Genomic DNA, 21,908 nt, shown 5'->3' on the forward strand with positions numbered 1-21,908 from the left:
CCACTTCCTGGCACTGTGGTCTTGCCGTTATCGGCTGTCCCTTGCGACGACAGAATTTGTTATTTCTGCATGAGCCACGTCTTTACGTTGCGGACGAACTGGTCGGAGAGTTCATGGGCGAGAGCATCCTTCCTCTGGGAAACCTGTGCAGCGTTAACTGCCATGGCGACGAAGACGCCGATGTTCCCTCCACCGCGCATGCCCTTCTCCGAAACAGAGACAGTCGTTTCGGCTATCAGACGCCCAGTCTTTGCGTCCTGAAGGCGGACTGATCCCGACATACTGCTGGCGTTGTCCAGGATGATACGGCCGGCGTTGCTGGCGAGATCCACCATGCCCAGTGTCACGATAAGCTTTGCGGGTGTTTTCCCACCGGGCAGACCTTTAAGTTCACGATTTAGCGAAGTCTCGAGGGTCTGTACCACCTTCGACAGCTGCGGATCGGGCTTCTTCCTGTCAAAGAAACCGCCCATGTTGACATCCGGAGCCGTCTCGAGCTGAATCTGCGTGACGGACGAACTCCGCAATGCCGTCACCAGTCGTGGGTCCACCGTCTGGCAGGCGCTGACAATCGCCGCCACCGCGAAAACCGCAAGCATCTTCACGCTGTGCACAAACCGCTTAGGTGTATTTTTGAATACAATTGTCGACACGTTACTCACCATCTCACTGAGGTACTGACAAACAGAAGCCCGGAGCCGCGGCGGTTGACCGTGCCGCCAAAGACATCCGAATAACCCATATCGAAATTGACATTGCCGCCGGCGAACTTGGCGCCGACCGTCCAGCCGAGCATGTCGCCACCCGCGATCTGGTAGCGGGCCTGGCGTGCAATCCTGCCGTAATCGAGCCCGACATACGGCCTGAACTCTCCGAGGATCTTCGCAAGCTCGGCATTCTCGGCAAAAGGCTGTGTCCGCCAGACGAGATCGTTGCGGACGAAGAAACCGTTATTGCCAAAAAGCATCGTCTCACGCGTGCCACGCACGGAGGAATAACCACCAGCCGAGATCTGCTCGGCCCCGAATAGATTGTCGGGGGAATATTGCCCGGTCACGATCGAATTGATCTCGAAGTGCTGCTCCGCCACCTCGAAGGGCCGCGTCATGGTGATCGTGCCAGTGAACTTCGAAAAGCGGGGATCGGCATCCCCTGCCCCGGCATCACCGGGAGCGACGGCGTCAAAGAGGTTGAGCCCCTGGCTGTAGGAGAGATCGAAGACCCAGAGGCCGCCGAGCATGCGACGCGAATGCGAGATGCCGAGATCGCCGACGGTATATTTGCGGCTGCCGACCTCTATTTTGTTGCCGAGCAGGAAATTGTTGGTTTCCTTGTAGGTCAGGCCGCTATTGAATGTCGTGATCGAATCCTTGTCACGCAGGATCACGCGATCGGCGCCAATTCCGATCTGCTTGCTGTCGCCGGATGTGCGCAGTGTGCCGAAATTGCCCGGAACGGAACTGTCATACTCGTACCAGGAGCCATTGGCGGAAAAGGTCCAATAGCCATAGGGCACACTGACATTGCCGGAATAGCTGTTGCTCTTACCATGGCCATCATCGCGCCACGGATAATCGGGGCCGGTATGCTCGTAGCCGAAATTCCACTGATCGTTGATGCCGAAAAGATTGTCGTATCCGGCATTGAGCGACGACTTGGAATATCCCGTCTGCTCCTGGCCGAGATTGCTGTTGCCTAAAGACAGATGCCAGGGATGGCTGGGCTTGTTCTCGATGTTGAGGATCGAGGTGCCGTCCGTTTTCCCCGGCAACATCGCCGTCTTGGCGTTGTTGGAGGTGAGACGATTGATCTGGTCGAGGCCCTGCTCGATATCGCGCAGATTGGTGATCTCACCCTTCATGCCGGGAAAGGCCGTGGCAAGCACGCCCGAACTGGGCTGCGGCTTGCCGTTGATGTAGATATCGGCAAGCGTGCCTTCGACGGCGACGAGGCGCAGCACCTTCGTCTTGGCGATATCCTGCGCCGGCACATAGACGCGCGAGCTCACAAAACCCTTGTCGAGATAGAGATGCGTCAGGTCGCGCAGCAGCGCATTGATCTCACCGACGCCGACACAGCGGTTTGCATAAGGAACGGTGACCTTGTCGATCGCGCCGGCCGAAAACTGCTTGACGCCTTCGACCTCGATATGGGTGATGGCAAAGCACGGACCGGTCTTGCTGCTGCCGTCCGCCGGCTGCTGCGCCTTGGCTGGAAACGGCTTCGGCGTCATCTGGCCCAAGCTCTTCAGCCGCTGCTGTTCCGCTTCCTGCGCCTGACGCCGCGCGAAATCATCGCTCGGCGATTGCTGCGCAACAACCTGATGCGGGACCAGGATTGCCGGCAACAATGCGACCGCAAGCGGCGCGACGAGACGCAACTTAGAGAAGCCTTGGCCGAACCGCAGAGCAGCCAGCCTCAAAGCCAGGATCATGAGCTGTTCCTACCGCCTATTGCTTGGAGGCAGGTTTCTGCAGGGCATCGAGAGCGGTGGAGAGACCCTTGAGTGAGAATTTGATGTTGACCTTCTGGCCATTCATCATCTGCACATGGCCGATACCGTCGGTCGCTTTAGCAAGGGCGGCAACCATCTTTGCATCCAGCTTCTGCTGTGCCCAGCAGCCCGTCTGATTGCAGTTGCGATAGCCCAGCTGTACGACCGGCTTGTCACCCGCATCGATGCTGATGCCAGCGGGCAGATACATGTTGAGCGGCACGAGCGTCGTCAGAACCAGCTCGTTTGCAGGCTGCTTCGTTGCCTTCTTGTCTGTTGCTGTGGGAGTCGGCGCCTTTGCGACGGCTAGCGTCAGGATGTTGACGTCCTGGTCGCCCTGCTTGACTGTCGCAATCTGCGCGACCTCGCAGCTCGTCGTTGACGAGCCGTCCGCGGCTTTCGCATCGATGCAGCGATAGTACCAGTCGTCAAATTTCTGAACCCGAGCCTGCGGCGCTGGCTTTTGTTCTTCTGTTTGAGGGGCCGCGCTCTGAGCAGAACCGACGCTGGACGGCGTGTTGGCAGCCGCCGCAGCGGGCTGTTCCTGCGCCATCATTGGGAAAGCAAACAACGTCGAAGAAAGAAAAACTGCTGAAGTCAGAGTCTTGAGGAAAAGGGTCTTATTGGCGGGGGACATACAAATTACCCAAAGTCAAAGCCATTCGCTTGCGCAAGGCGTTCCTTGCTCAATCGGCATGTCGGTCAAAATTCAGGAAGATTCACCACAGGGTGGCGCAGCCGATCATGGGCCTGATCTGCTCAATAGCAGATTTCTAAAAAAGTACAGCGAAAAGTAGCGAGCACATGGGCGATTCACACGCTCGTTTTTAGATATGCGTGTAAAATCTGCAACACCCACGTTCAGCAATTAAATAAAATTGTCTCGTCTTGAAGGGATGCGAACCTACGGCCCCGTTATTTCAATTTCCGCTCGTAAGGGATTATGTAGGCAACATAAGGACTTGGCCTGATCGACCTCCCGGTTGGAGGTCGACAGCCGGCAAATGGCCTTCGGGTGTGGAGTTTCACGACGTTCCTACCCGTATTTTCATTTGACGTTGAACCATCCAGTCATCGTGAACCTATTGACGAATTTGCTATATCGATATCGTTAGAGGGTCACGGCGAAATGCAAAACTGGGTGAAATCGCGACACAAATGAACCGCCAGCGGCATAGGTTGATGTCACGAATGGCTTTTGCCGATATCGACATCCACTTCTTTGGGTTGGGCTTTGGTTTGTGTAGCGCTCATCATGACAATTGCGGTAAAGTCGTTCTGCGCCGCGTAAATCAGCCGTTCAAGGTCTGAGTAGGATCCGGCTGTCAATTCTTTGAGTTGCAGGACCAGTCGTCGATGAACGACAAGGCGCTCCTCCTCTTTCTCGTATATCGCTGTGTAAGAGCCGACTTCATTGCGAACGTCGACATCTTTAGGAGCGGCCGCAATCGTGAGTTCCGAGGGGAGCGCTACACTATAGTTCCAATTGAGATCACGGACGGGCAGCGCTAGCGGCGTATGCCGCCGGCCATCTCTGCTTAGAAATGCCCTCAGCGCATCCATCGAATCGAAATTGGGTGGCGAGGGCAAAACGAAGGCCCCAGCTTCTGGATTGATTCCATATGGGCTATGCCAATCCATAGTCAGTTTGAACGGATGATCTGTGTCGTAAGCGTCGCTCGTATCCAATCGGCCGAAGCCACCTTCAGGCGTCTCGCGAAGCTTCCGATCCATGCGCCGATTGCTTTCGTCTGGATCCTGCAGTCCGGATCGAAGACTTTCCTCGATACTCGGTGACATCGTCGCCGTCGCCTCGCCACTCACGGTTCCGTCTGCAGTGATGTGGATAGCACCTTCCGTGACGAATTGTGCCGTTGCCGGCGTGAGTTCAGGTGTATGACGGACCTCAGAGTGCTCTCCGGCCATGATGGCCAGTTTACCGCTCAGCCCCTGGTCGAGCACACCGAACGGTGTGAAGGGGCTTGTCGGATTGGCGAAGGTGTCGAAATCTGGAAGATAGATGATCGCATGGTTGATCTCATAGGGTGACCAGAGCGGGAGCGCCCTAGCCCGATCACTCCAGTCAATCAAGGCGGGCTCAGAGCGAATATCCTCAGCGGCAAGTAGCGCTTGCATCAAGGTTACATGGTCTTTGCAGTCACCATAGCCATTCTTCAAAACCGTTGCCGCAGAGTGTGACTCCCAGCCGTCGTCATCGCTCACGGAGACTGCGAGGTAGCGGATGTTCCGGGCGGTCCAGTCGTAGATTGCGCGCGCCGCATCAATTCCTTTGCGGTCCCCGACGACATGCTTGGCAAGCACGTCAATTTCCGGCGTAACGGCGGACTTATCCTTGTTCAGACGATAGTAGATTGAGCCGAGTTCCTCGTAATTGTGCAACGATGTGGCAAGAAACAGCGGCTCGAACTCTACAAGCGAGGCCATATGCGGTTCCTTGTCTCGTGCCGAGACGTCTTGTAAGTGCGCATCCGCAACGATATGGCGCATGCCGTTCGTCGTTGTGTCGGAAACGACAAAGCCGCCTTGGCTCGCGACGGCAAGGGGAAGAGCGGCAGGGATGTCGATCACGACATGCTCACTGGCGTTTTGGAACGGATTGAGCCAGGCAGACGCATTGAAGCCCGTCAGCGGCTTCTTCGATGCTGCCTCCTCGATCTCATAGTGAACATGACTGCCGATCGTGACCTTGGGCATGACGATCGTCGTGGTCACCGACGACACAAATCCCGGCGCATTGCGCGCGGCGGCACTCGGGCGAGTAAAAATGGCATCACCAGTCGGCTTTTGACGAACACCATCGGCGCCTTCGACCCAGCCGTTCACGAAGTGGAAGGAAATGCCGCCAGGATCGTAAGTCATCGCCAATTGCGATGCATCCTTCACCTGCGCCTGCTTTTGCACGAAAGCGTCAATCACCATCGTCAACTTGTAAGAGTAGTCCTTCGAGACTTCGTAATGGAGACTTTCGACCCGCTCCGGGAACTGGCCGGCGCATACCACATTGCTCAGCATCAGCAGATTTGTTGCGGCGCAGAGCGCGCGAAGAACGGGTCTAACCATCCACTTGCCATGCACGCAATTATATAGCTGGAACAAACTGCCATTCATTGAAATAGCCCTCGTGTTTGAAAGCGATAGCCGCACCGTTTGGAGTGCAATAAGATCATAGGCACTTCATTTTTCGTAGCCCAACGAATGACCGTCATTGCCATTCCAGAACGCAAGCTGCACCAAGCGTTGACATCAGACTTTCACAGACATCCCTATCGGCAAATGGCCGAGACCTGAGATCCAAAGCTGGACTCTTGTGCCCTGAGCATATCGACAAATTGCGCCTTGAGACCGCACTGGTTCTGGTGCCGGGCAATCTCCCCTAACATTGCCGCCCGCGTCGCTTGCGCGACCTTCGAAAGCTGACATCTGTCATTCTTGTATTTGATTTTTTCCGCATCAAATATGTTCTCGATGACCGTTATCTTTTTAATGCAATCCTTGTCCGCATCGTCTGCTCGCGCTCCCCGCACAGGCAAGGTGCCGACGAGCAAGACCATTGCGACTAAATATACTGCGAACTTCATCATGACCAATCCCGTCAGAATTTGAGCGTTTTAGCCTTGGTGCGCGAGTCGTGAAACGTTTATGCAATCCTCAGATCTACTTGCGATTAAGCCGAGCTAACTCGCCGCCGGCGCCGTCATACTCCATGAAACTACGCGGGCAGGATAGGAAGGCGGCTTTGAATTTTTGAGCTGCGTCAACGGTCTCCCCACGTAGTAAATGCCACTCACCGACATAGAATATAGCCTCACAAAGACTGTCGCTACTGGTGGCCTTCGCGGAGACGTCCTCAGGACTCAGCTCTCCGAGAAAGAGCTGATAGACTGGATAAGGCCATTTACTTTGATCCAGCTTGCCAGCCTCGACACGAAGATCAGTTGCTGCACGACTATCATTACCCCGTATCTGCGCGAGGAAGCGCCAGAGATGATAATAGGGTGCGGCTTCCGGGTTCAGCGCTACCCTTGCTGCGAAGTCATCAGCCGCCAGCTGATACTGCCCCTGAAAATATTGCACAAATGGGTCGGCGAGATAGCCAGCACGGAGCTGGCTGACGGGCCAAAGCGACCCCAGTGCGACGACTGCGAATGCAATGCTGCCGACGAGTGCCGCCGTGCCGAAACGAGGATGAAACCGCTGGCGTGGCCAAGCCTTAAGCAGGGCCAGCGAAACCGCTCCGCCGGCAAGCGCTCCGCCCAGATGAGCGGCATAATCAATCTGCATGCCACCGGCGGTCTGGGCAAAGAACGGCAGCAATGACGGTACAAGGATTTGGATTGCTCCTGTTCGCAGGATCGATGGCAGCGGGCCGGACGGAAAGTGAAAGCTTGCAACGATCACCGCGGCAAACAGTCCGACGATGCCTCCGGAGGCGCCCACGCCAACAATGTTAGGAGGGTTGATCAAAAGGGACGCCACGGAGCCACCAATGGCACTGACGCAAAAGAGCCCGGCGAACCAACGCCAGCCAATGAGACGTTCCAGCAGGATACCAGCCCGCCACAGCGCAAAGCAATTGAAGATAAGGTGCATTACACTGCCATGGAGCAAGGCAGCCGTCACCAACCTCCACCACTCACCATAGAGCAGGATCCTTTGACGGAACGTCCCACCGAGCACTAACAGCGTCTGGGTGCTTGGCGCGCCATCCTTTGGCAGAACAACGCCGAATTTAAGCTCCGCGGCATAGATAACGATCAGAATGACGATGAGAGCGTAGGTGAAGACCGGGTGACCCTTTAAGCTGAAAACGGGCTCCGCATGCTGTTCGGCCTCAGAAGCTACAGCGTTGTCGCCGCCCGCCAACGATTGCTGCTCACGATCCTTCGCAAGAAAATCCGTGCATTCATCGTATGTCCAGTTCGGATTGCCCAATAGCAGTCTCAGCGAAACGACCGCTGTGGCTTCCGACACTCGCAAGGCTTTCGGGACCCAACGCGCAAGGCCACGCCTTGTCAACGTTCGCGCCACCGCCGGATCCAGATCGACATACATTTGATCGATCCGTCTACGTTGAGATCGTCGGATACCCCGAACTGCGCGCCAGGGTATCGTTTCATCAGCGTAACTTTCGATGAAAATCCCAGCGCTCGATATGGCAAGGCCCGGTTCTGCTTTCACAATCTTGAGCAGCATCGCAATCATGAGGAGACCGGCGAGAGCGGCAATAGGCAAGAATACAACCGCGCTCGGGTGAGATTGCCCCGGCCTTTCGGGAAGGAAAGGTGCAGCGGCGAGCCCCGCCGTAAAGATTAGCAGTATGAGAGAGAAACGCAGGACCCTACCCTTGTAATAGGCAAACTCCGTTCTTTGAGGAACCTGTGTATCCATTGTGAAGCTCTCAAATTGAAATTCTGTCTTAAGCAGGGACCAAGTTCGCCGATCGGAGCAGGCGGCCTCATCGCTCCTGCATGGCCTGCGACGTGACCTCAACAATTGGGGAGAACAGATATTCTAGGATCCGGCGCTTGCCGGTCTTGATCTCGGCGGTGGCCGCCATGCCAGCAGACAGCGTGACCGCATGGCCGTCAACGTTCATGGTGCTGGTATCGAGCTTGATGGTAACGGGGAAGACGAGGTTCTGAACCCGCTGGACGTTCGTCGTTGGGACGGTCGCCTGCAGCTGCTTGGTTGGATCGCCCTCGAGCTGATTGGCGTCCGGCTCAGGGATGGCGTCAGTCGCGACCGCCGTCACACGGCCATGGACCACGCCGTAACGCGTGAATGGAAACGCCTCGACCTTGACCACGGCCGGCTGTCCGATCGATACGAAGCCTATATCGCTGTTCGGGAGATAGGCTTCGACCTCCAGCACGGAATTGTCCGGCACGATGCGCATGAGCTCGACGCCAGTCGTCACCACCTGCCCGACGGTATTGATCGAGGACGACTGAATTGTACCGTCGATCGGCGAGATGATGGTCATCGATTCCAGCCGATTGCGTGCCTTGACCAGTTGCCGGTCGAGTTCGTCGGCCTGACGCGATGCATCGCCTGCTTTCTGAACGTTGTCTGCCACGAAGGTTTGGACCGTCTTCTCGCCATCGCTTGTCGTCACCGAAAGCGATGCCCTGGCCTCTTCGAGCTGACCGGTCTCCTCGGCAAGCGTCGCCTCTTCCTTCTGGCTCGTCTCCTGCGCGTCAATCACACCGGACTTTGATCCGGCGGCCTGATCAACCAGGGAAGAACGAATGGCAACACGCTGATTAAGCGTGTCGACCAGCCGCTGTTGCGCCACCATGGTCCGCTCCAGTCTGGCAACGGTTGCCTGTTGCTGGGTGTTCTGTGCAGCGAGGTTGGTGAGGCTGGAGGCAAGCTGCGACAGGTCGGCTCGGTAGATCGCTTGCTCCCGATCGCGGATGCTGGCTGGCGTGTCATCTGCAAAGGCCAGCAGAGCGTCAGGAATTGTCTTCGCGGCTGTCCATATGCCTTGGTCTCTCCACTGCTCGACCGTTGCCAGAACTGCCTTGCGACGGATCATCTCGCCCCGATAAGCCTGCAGATTGACCGCGATCGCCTCCTCATCCGATTTGAGCTCGGTATCGTCGAGCTGAACGACGATGTCGCCAGCCTTGACGTGCGAGCCATTGGTGACCGGAATGGACCTGGTCTTGCCAACCTCGATCGACTGGATGACCTTGACGCGTCCGGTCGGTTGGATCTTACCCTGCGCCGTCGAGACGATGTCGAAGGTGCCGAAATAGCTCCATAATAGCGTGCTGGCGACGATCACGGCGATGAACCAGATGAAGGCGGTACGAACAGGCGAGGCCGGCGTCTCGAGGATCTCAAGCGCTGCCGGCAGAAACTCGTTCTCGGTTCGGCTGCGTCGCTGCGGCCGGCTCGGGCGTTTCGGAGGCTTGACCACCTGGTTCATGGCTGGTTCAGCCCCGTCTGCAATTGCCAGAGATGGGCATAGAGGCCATTCGGCCGGGCAAGCAATGTGTCGTGCGTGCCCTCCTCGACGATGCGGCCATCCTTCATGCCGATGATGCGGTCGCAATGGCGGACGGTTGCCAGACGATGGGCGATGATGATGACCGTCCTGCCTTTGACGATCTCGCGCATATTGGCAAGGATGATACGCTCGCTCTCATAGTCGAGCGCACTGGTGGCCTCATCGAGGATCAGCATCGGCGGATTGGTGGCAAGCGCCCGTGCGATGGCAAGACGCTGCCTCTGGCCGCCCGAGAGGTTGGCGCCGCGCTCCTCGATCAGCGTATCAAAGCCCTTCGGCAGCTTGGCGATGAACTCGTCGGCGCCCGACAGGCGCGCCATCTGGATGGCGGCAGCACGCGACATCGATGGATTGACCAGGCAGATATTGTCGTGGATCGTCCGGTTGAACAGCATGTTCTCCTGCAGGACGACGCCAATGTTGGCGCGCAGCCAGGCCGGATCGACCTGGGCAATATCCTGACCGTCGACAAACACCTGACCGCGGGTCGGGATATAGAAGCGTTGTACCAGCTTGGTGAGCGTCGATTTGCCGGAGCCGGATGGCCCAACGATGCCGATGACCTCACCTGGCCTCACCGACAGGGAGATATCGCGCAGCACTTCCGGGCCATCGGCGGTATAGCGGAAGTTCACACCTTTGAAGGTGATCGAACCGCGCGGCTTTGGCAGGCTGACGGACACTTCCGGCCTTGGCTCCGGTGGAGCATTCAAAATGTCGGCGAGGCGGGCCACCGACACCTGCACCTGCTGGAAATCCTGCCAGAGCTGTGAGAGCCGTAAGATTGGCTGCGACACCTGGCCGGCGATCATGTTGAAGGCGACCAGCGCTCCCACACTCAGCTCGCCATTGATAACGGCCTGGGCGCCGAACAGCAGCAACGCGGCCGATGTGATCTTGTTGACGTACTGGATAGCGTTCTGGCCCTTGGCGGCGAGCATCGTCGTGGCAAAGGAGGACTGCACGTAGCCGGCCAACCGCTCTTCCCATTGCGCCGCCACGACCGGCTCGACGGCTGATGCCTTCAGCGTCTGGACGCCGACCACCGTCTCGACGAGCAGCTGCTGGCTATAGGCGCCGCGCTCGAACTTCTCGTCGATCTTCTCCTTCAGGAACGGCCGCACCAGGAAGCCGATCGCCAGATAGAACGGGATCGAGGCGACGACGATCCAGGCAAGTTTTGAGGAATAGGTAAACAGCACGAAGATGAAGACGATGGTGAAGATCAGATCGAGGCCGGAGAATAGCCCCTGCCCCGTCAGAAAATTGCGGATCGTCTCCAACTCACGCACACGGGCAATGGTCTGGCCGGTCGCCCGCGTCTCGAAATAGGAAAGCGGCAGGTTGAGCATATGCCGGAACAGCCGCCGTCCGAGCTCGACATCGATGCGATTGGTCGTGTGCGACAGCGCATAGGTTCGAAGATATTGCAGCACCACATCGAACAGCCCGACGGCGGCCAGGCCGATGACCAGCACGATCAGCGTCGAATAGCTGCGATGAGCCAAAACCTTGTCGACCACGACCTGGAAGAACAGCGGTGTGACCAGCGCGAAGATCTGCACGATCAGCGAGGCGAGCAGCACATGGCCGAAGGCGTGGCGGTAGCGCCAGATCGACGGCAGGAACCATCGGAACCCGAAATTGCCGCTGGATGCGCCAGGCCCAGCCAGACGCCGCTGCAGCAGCAGAAAATGACCTGATGTCTCGGCGAGCAGGTCGTGCGCACCGAGATTGCGACTGGAGAAATCCGTTGGGTCGATGACGCGCCAGGTCCCCTCGGGAGCAGCGCCACCGAAGATGGCGAACCGGCCGTCCGTCAAACAGGCGATCGCCGGCGTCGGCAAGGTCGCAAGCCGGGCGTCGCTCTGGATCTCCAGATGCCTGGCCTTCAACCCTACGAGCTTTGCGGCGCGCAGCAGGTCGTTGCGGCCGGACGGGTTCGACAGCGCCAGGTCACGGGCGAGAACATCCGGATTGGAGGCAATGCGGAAGTAACCGGCAATCGCCGCAATCGCCGCCAAACCGCTATCGGGGCGCGGAACCGACTCCTCGGAAGGGAGCGGTGCCAGTTCCGGTTCTGCTAGAGTCGTTTCGTCCATCTCACAATCCCATAAGCGGAATGCAGATGGATGAAAGGCCGCCGCCCGCGAACAATCTGTGGCCCGCCCAAATCATTGATTGCCCACCGTTGGCAAGCTGGCATTTGGATCATAGCTAAATGTGAACTTTGCCTTGCGCTGCGACTCCGCCTCGATAGTCATTTCTGTCTGCAAGGGTTCTCCGCTTTCGTCGGCAACCCAAACCCTGACATCTCTCACCGCGCGATCAGGAGTAAGGCGCTTGTATCGATAGATCACCGCAGAGACGCCACTGACGTAATCAGTTCCCACACGCCCGCATTCGTAGACGGAAGGCTTATTGTCAACAATCAATGGAACGGGCTGACGAGGGCTGACCTTCCAAGGTCCGTCATTTTCGCGGGAATACTCTTTGTCATCAGAGACGAGATAATCCAACGAATACGACTTGCCCCCATTGATGTAGGTGATCGTGCCCTTCTGTTGGAATTGACTGGTCGCGTTCAGCTTGCCGATCGCCTCTTTCACTGGTTGGCAAGCGTCAGGGTCAGCACGAGCATTTTCACTCACCAACGATGCCAATGCGATGGCCAACAGACCAACAGTCGTATTCCTCATCCAGGCCCCCGTATTCAGCTCGAACCGAGCCGTCTCGCAATCCGCAACGCCTTCAGCTTCCTGCGTCATCTGCCCCCAAAGAGAGGGTGTTCGGTCGTTGGAATGGAAGGGCGGCAAGACAACCCTCCTATTCCCAATAATTATGCAGCATTCTGCTTCGGGATTGCCGGCTGATACGTGAGAGTGGCATCCCCTACGAGATAGTGCGATGCGCCGTCCGTCGTCTGATACGAGCTAGTGCCGATAATCGCAGACCCGTCCGGGAAGGATTGGCTGCCATCCGTCGTATGAAACAGGTTGATCAGCTTGATGCCGGCCTGTGACATGGTCCGCAATTCGCCATCGTCGACCACACCGTTCTGGTTCGCATCCTGCCAGACGCGGAACTCGCTCCAGCGATCGTCGCTGGCGTCGAGCACGTTGTCGTGGTTGGTGTCGAACACCAAACGCAGCCCATCGAGATCGGAGACCGAGCCACCATTCGCCGCCACCTGTTCCGGTGTCGCCCAGTCGGCGAAGGCGAGCTCCTTCGACTGATCGATGATGCCATCCGGCCCCGCCTGACCATTCTCGCCAAGGTCGATCGCCAGGAAGCCGTCCTGCGGTCCCACCCAGGCGGTTCCATCCCGCGCCCCATCACCGTTCCAGTCGAAGGTGACCGACGAACCGGTCGCGAGGGCATTGATGTCGAGTGGCCGCAAATCGATATGACCGTCGCCGTTGAGGTCTAGCAAGACAGGGCCATGGCCGGAGTGCGCCTGCGGCCAATAGTCCACCTCATGATAACCTGAGCTTCCGCCACCGCCACCATTTCCCTCGGCATATCGTTGCCACGCGGTTAACTGGCCGGAGCCGTCATATTGATAATTCGTGTATCCGGCGTCATCATTGTAGGACGTTGCGGTATTGATGACGTTATTGACAAAATTCTGAACTAAACGCGTCCAAGGCTGATTGTTGTTCACATCGTAAGTCGTGACAGTATATTTGCCATTCGTGTCGGAGTAATTTGTGTCTGAGATCAGAGCGCCACCCGGCGTGTAGGCATCGGCGATCTGTGACCAGTTTTGGGTATTAGCAACGTCATAGGCATAGAGAATCTTGCTGCCGTCGTCGTAGTTCACATTTTGGTTCGTCATCTGACCTGCGGTGTTGAATGACTGATCGATCTCGGACCAGGACTGCGCGTTCGTCGGGTCCCACATCCAGATGCCCTTCGTACCATCGTCGTAGTAGGCGATTTGCGAGACCCTTTGACCACCGGCGTTGTAATACTGCTCAAGCCGGCTCCAATTGTTGGCATTGGTGACATCGTAGCTGGTTTCGACCCTCGTTCCGTCATCATTGTTGACAGTCTGCCCATACAGCCGACCCGCAGCGTCATAGGCCTGGATGACCTGCGACCAAGGCTGCGCATTGGCTGGGTCCCAGAACCAGTTCGTTTTGGTGCCATTATCGTATTGAGCCGATTGCGAGAGGAGTTGACCGTTGGCGTTGAAGCTCTTGTCGACCCGGCTCCAATCGTTGGAGTTCGCGACATCGAAATCGGTCGTGTCCGTTTTCTGGCCTGCAGAATTGAAGAAATCGATATGCTGCTGGGCACCGGTCGGCGTGTAGAAGGTGATCTCCGTCCGCGAACCGTCGTCGTTGAACTGTTTCTCCAGCGTCTTCTTGCCGTATGCATCGAAGGATTGCTCGACCCGTGACCAAGGGTTAGCGTTCAGCGGATCGAAGAGAACGGCCGAGGTTATAATCCCCGCCTTATTGGCATTGACGGTGCTCAGCACCTGTCCGCCGGCGGCATTGTAGGTGGTGGTTACCGAACTTCCATCTCCAGCAATGCTAACCTGAGAGGTCTTTCGACCCTGGCCATCGCTGGTCACGCGCAGTGTCAGGCTACCCATGGCGGAAACGGTATCGACGATGGTCTGCGTCACGGCACTGCTGGCATTGAGATCGACCTTCGTCAGCGTCACCGAACCATCATTATGGGTGACCGAGGTTTCCGTATGATCGATGACGCCGTCATTGTTGGAATCTTTGCTCAGAACGGTGATCAGACCGTCCGTGCTGGTCGTGATCGTGCCCTTGGCGACGACGGCGCCACTGGCGTTGGTCTCTGTGACCGTCGCCACAGTCGAGCCATCAACATGAAGCTGCGACTGCATGACAACCTCGAAGGTGCCATTGCCGTCATAGTCGTATTTGACCGTCTTCGTATGGCCATCGGCGGAGCTATCGGTTTCCACCTTGGCCGCGATCGCCTGTTTCCAATAGACCTTGCCGGCCAAAAGATAATTGGTCTTCTGCGCGGTGGCATTGTTCGTGACGATGGAAACGGTCGCGCCTGTCGTGTCGGCGGTGAGCGTTTCCACCTGGTCGACCGTGCCATCGCCGTCGACATCCTTGGAGGTTGTGCGCACCAGACCGTCCGACGATTGCTGGATCGTCGTCTTCATTGCCAGCTTGTTCGTCGTCAGATCCGTATCGGAGATGACACTCGTCTTGCTGCCATCGGCGTTATTGGTATTGACCGTGGCGCGGCGGCGATCGACCGTGCCATTGCCGTCGAGATCCCAATCGGTCGTGGTCTGCAGGCTGTTGGCCGTCGTGGTGGACGTCGAGCCATCTGCTTTGACCCCGGCCGACTTGTAATCCGTCGCGGTCGACGTCACGACACCCGAATCCGCGGTTACTGTTTGCTGGTGCTGATCGATGACGCCATCTCCATTGGCATCACGGTCAATCGTCACAGTCCGCTTGTCGGCGCTGGTGAGCGTAATTGTCTTGTCGAGCAGGTTGCCGGAGGCATCCGTGGTTGCGACAGTCTCGCGGGTCGCTCCGTCGGCAAGATTCTCGATCGTATCGCTGACGGTCTGGGTCGCCAGGCCTGTGCGCTGTTCATTGGTGCTCAACACCCGTCCGTCGGCTGATGTCGTGGTGGTGATCGTCGAGATCACCGAGCCGTCGGACCTGGTGCTGGCAAGCGTACGCGTCCGGGTGCCATCGGCGTTGATCACCGTAACGTCCTTCAGCATTTCGGCATACACGCCGGTGCCCGCGGGATCAGATAGGGTCGTGATCGAAAGGCCTTCGGCACTGGTCTTGGTCAGGTACCGGCTGGTGAGCGCCGTGCCGGTGAGGTAGCTGACGGTCTCGGTGCGCGAACCGTCGGCGTTCAAAACGGTGACGTCCGTGCGGCTCTTGGTGAAGGTGCCAGAACCGGTCTGGTCCCACTTCGTCGTCACCGTCAGTCCGTCGGCGGAGGTGTCGATCTGTGTGGTAGCACTCTGCACCAGCGCGCCACTGCTGTTGGCGACATAGACTTTCTCCAAAGTCGACTTGCTGCCGTCCGTATTGAGCGTCGTTTGATCGGTCACATATTTATTGGGAGAACCGTTGCCGTCCGTGTCGTAGCTAAAGGTCTGGCCGAGGCCATCGGGGCCCCTAACGAGCGTCTCGCTATGCGCCACCGCACCTGTCGATGTCAGATCGGAAAGCGTCTGTGTGACGCTGCCGTCGGCATTCTTCACCGTGACGGATTTTTGGTCGACCACGCCATTGCCGTCGATGTCGTAGGTCACTGTGACGGTCCTGCCGTCACCGCTGGTCGTGGTCGTCGTCTTGTTGGCAATAACACCGGTATTGGTGACCACCTCGGTCGTTGAACCATCGGCATTGAGCGTGGTGACGTCGGTAGTCGTCCGGACCGGGGAGAGAACGACTGAGGGATTGCCAATCGCCCATGCCTGCGCGCTGGCAGTAGTGTGCGCCTGTCCCTCGGGCGAATCCGCGCATCGTTGGGCAAGTTGCGCGCGAGTGGTCCCAGCCGCGATCTGCGTTACCCAGCCTTGCGCTGCACCTGCTTCCGGAGCCCGCCCCAAGGCATTTTGATACATAAGGGTCGCAAATTGCAGATCTGTGAGCGTGCCGTACTTTTGCGCAAATTCGGGTGAACTGATGAGCTCGGCCATAAGCTGCTCGGCCGACATGCCGGATTGTATTATACTTGTGTAGCCTTGAAAGCCCACCACATCTGGATCGCGGCCCAGAGCAGCGTGGTAGAGACGATAGATCTCGTTGCGCGCCGTCATCCCCGCCACGTCGTCAGACACGACTGTCGTTTTGCTCAGCCCGTTGGCGGAAGTCGTGACGCTTGTCTGCTCGACCGGAACCGTGTTTGTGGACCGGGTAAAGACCTCCGTGCGCGAACCATCGGCATTGAGCACCGTGACGTCGGTGATGACCTGCTCGTAGACACCGTCCCCATCGAGATCAGAAGTGGTAGTCACGGACAGGCCATTGGCCGAGGTGGTGGCTACGGCGCGGCTGGCAAGCGTCGTGGTGCCGGCCTTGTAGGTCTCGACCGTCTTCGTCGTTTGGCCAGTGGCATCAACGACGGTCGTGGTCTTTACATCCAGCTTGCCGTCGCCATCAAGATCGACCTGGCTTATGACGGTCTTGCCGTCGGAAGTCGCGGTGTTTGTCGCCTTCGACAGAAGCGTGCCGCTCGCCGTAGTTACAGCATCGACCTCGGACGTCGAACCATCGGCATTCAGCGTCTTCGTGTCAGTGGCCGTCCGGTCGATCGTGCCATTGCCGTCAAAATCATAGTCGGTCTTCGTCACCAGGCCATTGGCACTCACCGTCACCCTGGTGAGGTCGGAGAGCGAGTTTCCGGCATAATCGGACGTCGTGGTCGTCCTCGAGCCGTCATTGTTGAGCGCCGTCGCCCTGACGGTCTTGGAATCCACGACACCGTCGCCGTTGACGTCCTTTTGAACCGTGGTCGTGAGGCCGTTGCCCGAGGTGACGGTCGTCACCTTGTCGAGCAACGCGCCGGTGTTGCTGTTGTTCGTCACCGTCTCGGTACGGCTGCCGTCGGCATTGACGATAGTTTGATCCACCGTGGTCAGATCGGCCACGCCATCGCCGTTCAGATCATCGGCCGTCGTCGTCGTCAACTTGTCCCCGCTGACCGTAACAACGGTCTTTCGATGAAGTCCACCGTCGGCGCTGGCCTGTATCGTCGTCGTCGCTTGGCTTCCGTCGGCCGCGATAATCTGCGTAGCCGCACTATCGACGTGCCCGTCGCCGTCTACATCTTTCGTGACGGAGGTGGTTTTGCGGTCGGCGCTGACTGTCGTCACTGTTTGGCCCAGCAGCGTGCCGTTTCCGCTTTTGGCTGTCACCGTTTCCGAGCGAGCACCGGCGTTCAGGACAATCACGTCAGTAACGGTCTGATCGAACGTGCCGTCGCCATCTACATCCGTCTGCACCGTCTGTGTTAGGCTGTCAGCCGACGTCGTCGTCACGCTTTTGTTAACGACTGTGCCGTTCGCACTCTTCGACGTCACCGTCTCGACTCGCGCGCCGGCGGCGCCTGCCGTGATCAGATCCGCCGTCACAGCGTCGAATGTGCCGTCGCCATTGGCGTCGGTGCTGACGGTCTTCGACAGGCCGTCGGCAGTGGTCGTGGTCACCGCCTTGCCGATAAGCGTTCCGTTTGGATTGAGGATACTGTCAGTCTCGGTGATTGTTCCGTCGCCTGCGACCGTAATGACGGTCTGCTTGTCCGCAGCGCCGTCGCCGTTGGCGTCGACAGAAATATTCTTGCTCTTGCCGTCGGCGCTTGTTGTCGTGACGCTGCTCGACAGCAGAACGCCGCTGGCGCTCTTATCCTGGATGGTCTCCTTACGCGAGCCATCGGAGGCGACAGTCGTCACATCGGAATTGATGAGATCAGCGACGCCATCGCTGGTTACATCACTCGAGACCGTCGTCGACAAGCCATTCGCAGCGGCGACCGTGGTCACCTTGCTTCTGACCGAATTGTCACCATTCGTGGTGGTCACAACGGTCGTGACGTCGCCATTGGAAGCTACCGTCGTCTGGGTTTGGTCGCGCTCGTCGATCGTGCCATTGCCGTCGAGATCGCTCGTCACGGTCTTGGTATGGCGGTCGGCGCTGGTCGCCGTCGTGACGCTGGACAAGACCGTACCGTTGTTACTGGCATCGGTCACCGTTCGGATGCGCGAGCCGTCGCCGACGACAACCGTGTCATCAGAAACAACATCGTCATAGACGCCGTCACCATTAATGTCGGTCTTCGTCGTCTTCGCCAGACCATCAGCGCTCGATTTCACTAAGGTTGACTTCAGTATTTGGCCCGACAAATTTAAAAATGACGTCTGGGTGAAGGAGGCGCCGTTGGCCTCAATTTGGAAGATCTGATACTGGTCAACATAACTGTCACCATCCGTATCGAACATTATACCGGTAGCATTGGCCTCCGGGTCTGTCTGCGTAGTCGTCCTATTGATGACCGAGCCATCAGCGTTGTAGTTGGTAACGGTCCGCGAACGAACATCGTCATCGTAAACTATTGTGACGTCGGTCTGCGAGCGGTCGTAGGTGCCGTTACCATCATCGTCGAATTTGGTCGTGACGCTGTTGCCATCCGCGCTGGTGGTCACCAGATTCTGGAAAGCCAGACTGCCGTCAGCGTTATAAGCCTGGATGGTGTTCGTCTTCGACTGGTCGGCGTTGGTCACGAAAGTCGATTTGACGATATAACCGTTTGAATCGCTGGTAAGGACGGCATCGCCCACGGCCCCGGTCGAGCCGTCGGACTTCGTATAGGTCGTTGTCCCGGTGATTGCCGATCCGTCGCTAAACGTTTGGCCGCTGCCCTTGGGCGTCAGGTCAATCGACGCAATCCCAAGCGAGGACAACGAAACGAGCTGGCCGTTGACCATGATCTTGAACTTAGACCATTGCGCATCGCCAGCGTCGAGCTTGCCATTGCCATTGGTGTCGAAAACATTCTTGATCGCGTCGAGGTCACCCGTGGCCGTCGGATCCCACTGCGTGAACTCAAATTCCTTCGAGCTGGTGATCTTGTCATCGCCGTCGGCGTCAAAAACCAGGACGCCCGTACCGCTGCCGGCCCAGGCCGTCCGATGTTGGTAGCCGTCGCCGTTCACGTCGACAAACTGCGATGATGTCGAGAGCGTGTTGACGCTCAGACCTTTGCCGGAGAGGTCGAGAAGCACAGGGTTCCCGTCGTCGTCATCGTCAGCTGCGTCTTGCGCCGCATCCTGGGCCGCATCCTGGGCTGCTTGCGAAGCGGCGTTGCCTTCGCTGAACGCGTCCACGAATGCGCCGAGAAATCCAAATACTCCGGAGAAAAACCCAACGGCCGTAGCCGCCATGGTGGGCAAGGCACCTGTAACGAAGGTTCCCAAGGCCGGACCGAATTGGCTCATGGCAATGGAAAAGTCCGGACGAGCCTCCGGCATAGGTCCGGAATACGGCAGCGGGGCGTATTGTGGCTGCACAGGTGTGGGTGCCGTTACTTGAGGCGGAGCTGTTGGGATCTCGGGAAAATAGCCGGCTGCATCGTAGGAAGGAGGATCGACGGTATAGTAATTTGGCAGCGTCTTATAGCTGTTGTCGGGTGTCGGGACGCCGCCTAGATATCCAAAGTTGCTTTGTGGCGTGGTGTAGTCTCCACTGAAGGGCACGCCTCCCAATTCGTTAGGTGGAGTGAGGTCGGCATGCGGCGTTGTATATCCACTAAAGGGACTTTCGCCGTCTGGAGGTGACCCGAAGTAACCAAAGCCTGTTCCATCGTTAGCGTCATGCGCCCCGATTCCAGAATAGTCGCCTATTCCGACGGGCGCGCTCATAAAGTCGGGGGTCGCCGCCGCATTGACCTCAGAAAACGGAGCCAACGGGTCCGTCAAGAGCTCCTCTCGAAGGGACGGAAGGGAATATGCAGCAGGCTGATTTTCTTGGGGGTTGTTGTCAAGCAGAGATGGCGTCAATTGATAAGGCTGCGCGAACGGAACCTGCGTGACAGTAGTTTGAGTATAAGAGAAACCGATCCCTAGGCCAATATCCGCGCTGCCAGTAACGCCGCCGGATCCAAGGGAAAGTCCAACGCCCAAGCCAAGCGCAGCGTCAACACCGAGCCCCCATCCCGCCATCGCTTGGGGAGGGCCCTTGTATTGAACATAGGAGGCACCACCCAAATATCCGAGAGTTGAAACTCCCGATACGGTGACGTTATACACCCGCCCTTGGTAGGTGACTAAACCGCTCCCAGAATTCATTCCCGACCAGTTAATCCATCCCCTTGTATAATCTGTCACAATTCCCCCTCACGCGCACTGCCCCTTGCCTTTAGCGGGACAGGAATTCGCGACTGCCGATAGCACTCATCGTCATCACGCATTCTGCGTCATAGACAGAGATCTATGCCTGCGACTCCGGTAAAGACGCCCGGAACGGAGTCGGAATTCGCGTGACCTCTCTATATATACGCGCAGCTTAGCCATTCACAATACCTAATATCCATAATGCGAGTTAGAATAGCAAACCTTGATATTTTATGAGCGTAATACGCTCAAAGCGTTTTGCTGGGAGACTTGGCTTGCCACATTATGCATCGCGCTACTGCTTACGTGGCATGGGCATTCTAAAGACCGTTCCGCTGACTGTCCCCAAACGCTGGAGCTTTCTTGTTCCGCCGCAGATCAAAGCTCAACAATAAGCGGCTCTTGAGCATCCACAGATGCTGAGGCGTGTCGCCAAGCATTTCAATGTGACTTTGGAAGAGCTCTCTATAATCATAAATCAGATGTCTCGCGCAATACTTCCATTGCCACCAACAACCCGTCAGAATTTATAGTAGATTTACAGCCGGCGTTAAGAAGGTTGCTATCATGTGCTGCGCGTATTAAAACGCGATTGAGGCGATGATCTTAGCTAAGTCGACCAGAAAGTGAAGGTTGCCTACAAATGCAAAACGCGCGCTCTCTCCTCACAAATCCAAATGGTGGTAACGAAAATAAGATCGGAGTTATCCGCCACGGGTTCTCGCAACACCCAAGAGTCAGTTAAATTAGCAAAATATAGCTCTAATCGCTCTTCAGAACGCAGACCCATACCGCCAATGGAATGTCAGTTAGGTCGCAGGATGATGCTGCTAAACAGTCTATCACGGCCAAATCCAATACGTTGCCGGATTCTGGATCTGCCTTGATGCTCCTGCGAGATAAAGGCCTCGAATACATCGGATGACGACCCAAAGAAAAATAACTTTGCCAACATTAAGGGGAATTATCAGCCAAATCTGCTCTCTTGCTTGTTGCAACGGGCTAACATACTGGAAATGAAAGATCATGGCGGCAGAAATAGCCAACAGAATGATGGCAGCGCTCAATGCAAGAGATGTGGTCCGATATTGGAGCCGATAGTGACTCGTGCCCATTCCGCCGGGCTCATTGCGCTTTTTTCGAGCAGTTAGGTGTGCTGCGATCATGAATGGGAAAAACACGCTGCCCACTAAAAGATAAGCGTAGTTGCGTGCGATTGCAGCATTTTCGGGTGACGCAGTGGACATTGTTCCTAATGTGGCGGGTGCCACTCCACGGGTTTGATTGTTAACATACACTTAAATGACGATATCACTAATAACCAACCGTGCGGCCCTCACCGAGGCAGCTATTAAAAACTCCTGCAAACAGCGACAACCGTTCCGACGTGTTGTCCTTGAATATTAGAGCGACCACATTTTCAGAGTAAGGTTCCTCTTTTTTCGATTTTGGTCAGGCCGTAAAACGTATCGCGGAATAACAATAACCCCTACCCCTGTGTAATCTTTCGTACTATC

General features: G+C 57.1%; 11 protein-coding genes. All 11 read right to left on the bottom strand.

Annotated features, from left to right (window positions below):
- Positions 1-59: 59 nt before the first annotated feature.
- Positions 60-653 (bottom strand): hypothetical protein, encoded by a 594-nt coding sequence (locus tag AB8B29_RS35445; protein WP_439007205.1) that lies wholly within the window; start codon positions 651-653, stop codon positions 60-62.
- A 5-nt stretch (positions 654-658) separates the two neighbouring features.
- Entirely contained in the window at positions 659-2,434 is a 1,776-nt protein-coding gene (locus AB8B29_RS35450; RefSeq protein ID WP_439007207.1) for a ShlB/FhaC/HecB family hemolysin secretion/activation protein, read from the bottom strand.
- A gap of 16 nt (positions 2,435-2,450) precedes the next feature.
- A complete protein-coding gene (locus AB8B29_RS35455) occupies positions 2,451-3,050 on the bottom strand; it encodes an invasion associated locus B family protein (protein WP_439007208.1) in 600 nt (199 codons plus the stop codon).
- A gap of 629 nt (positions 3,051-3,679) precedes the next feature.
- Positions 3,680-5,623 (bottom strand): DUF3857 domain-containing protein, encoded by a 1,944-nt coding sequence (locus tag AB8B29_RS35460; RefSeq protein WP_439007210.1) that lies wholly within the window; start codon positions 5,621-5,623, stop codon positions 3,680-3,682.
- A gap of 155 nt (positions 5,624-5,778) precedes the next feature.
- Entirely contained in the window at positions 5,779-6,096 is a 318-nt protein-coding gene (locus AB8B29_RS35465; protein WP_439007211.1) for a hypothetical protein, read from the bottom strand.
- 73 nt (positions 6,097-6,169) lie between these two features.
- A complete protein-coding gene (locus AB8B29_RS35470; protein WP_439007212.1) occupies positions 6,170-7,903 on the bottom strand; it encodes a rhomboid family intramembrane serine protease in 1,734 nt (577 codons plus the stop codon).
- Positions 7,904-7,970: 67 nt separating this feature from the next.
- Positions 7,971-9,449, bottom strand: a complete 1,479-nt coding sequence (locus AB8B29_RS35475; protein WP_439007213.1) for an HlyD family type I secretion periplasmic adaptor subunit — start codon at positions 9,447-9,449, stop codon at positions 7,971-7,973.
- Positions 9,446-11,632, bottom strand: coding sequence for a type I secretion system permease/ATPase (locus AB8B29_RS35480; RefSeq protein ID WP_439007214.1), 2,187 nt, complete (start codon positions 11,630-11,632; stop codon positions 9,446-9,448). The genes AB8B29_RS35475 and AB8B29_RS35480 overlap by 4 nt, the downstream gene beginning before the upstream one ends.
- Before the next feature lie 72 nt (positions 11,633-11,704).
- A complete protein-coding gene (locus AB8B29_RS35485) occupies positions 11,705-12,298 on the bottom strand; it encodes a hypothetical protein (RefSeq protein WP_439007215.1) in 594 nt (197 codons plus the stop codon).
- A gap of 71 nt (positions 12,299-12,369) precedes the next feature.
- The gene (locus AB8B29_RS35490; protein WP_439007216.1) at positions 12,370-19,497 is read right to left on the bottom strand and encodes a DUF4214 domain-containing protein; all 7,128 of its coding nucleotides are present in this window, start codon (positions 19,495-19,497) and stop codon (positions 12,370-12,372) included.
- 1,736 nt (positions 19,498-21,233) lie between these two features.
- Positions 21,234-21,638 (bottom strand): hypothetical protein, encoded by a 405-nt coding sequence (locus AB8B29_RS35495; RefSeq protein WP_439007217.1) that lies wholly within the window; start codon positions 21,636-21,638, stop codon positions 21,234-21,236.
- Positions 21,639-21,908: the final 270 nt, after the last annotated feature.

The organism is Rhizobium sp. 11_C7_N12_5, from assembly GCF_051811145.1.
GTDB classification, from domain to species: Bacteria; Pseudomonadota; Alphaproteobacteria; order Rhizobiales; family Rhizobiaceae; genus Rhizobium; species Rhizobium lusitanum.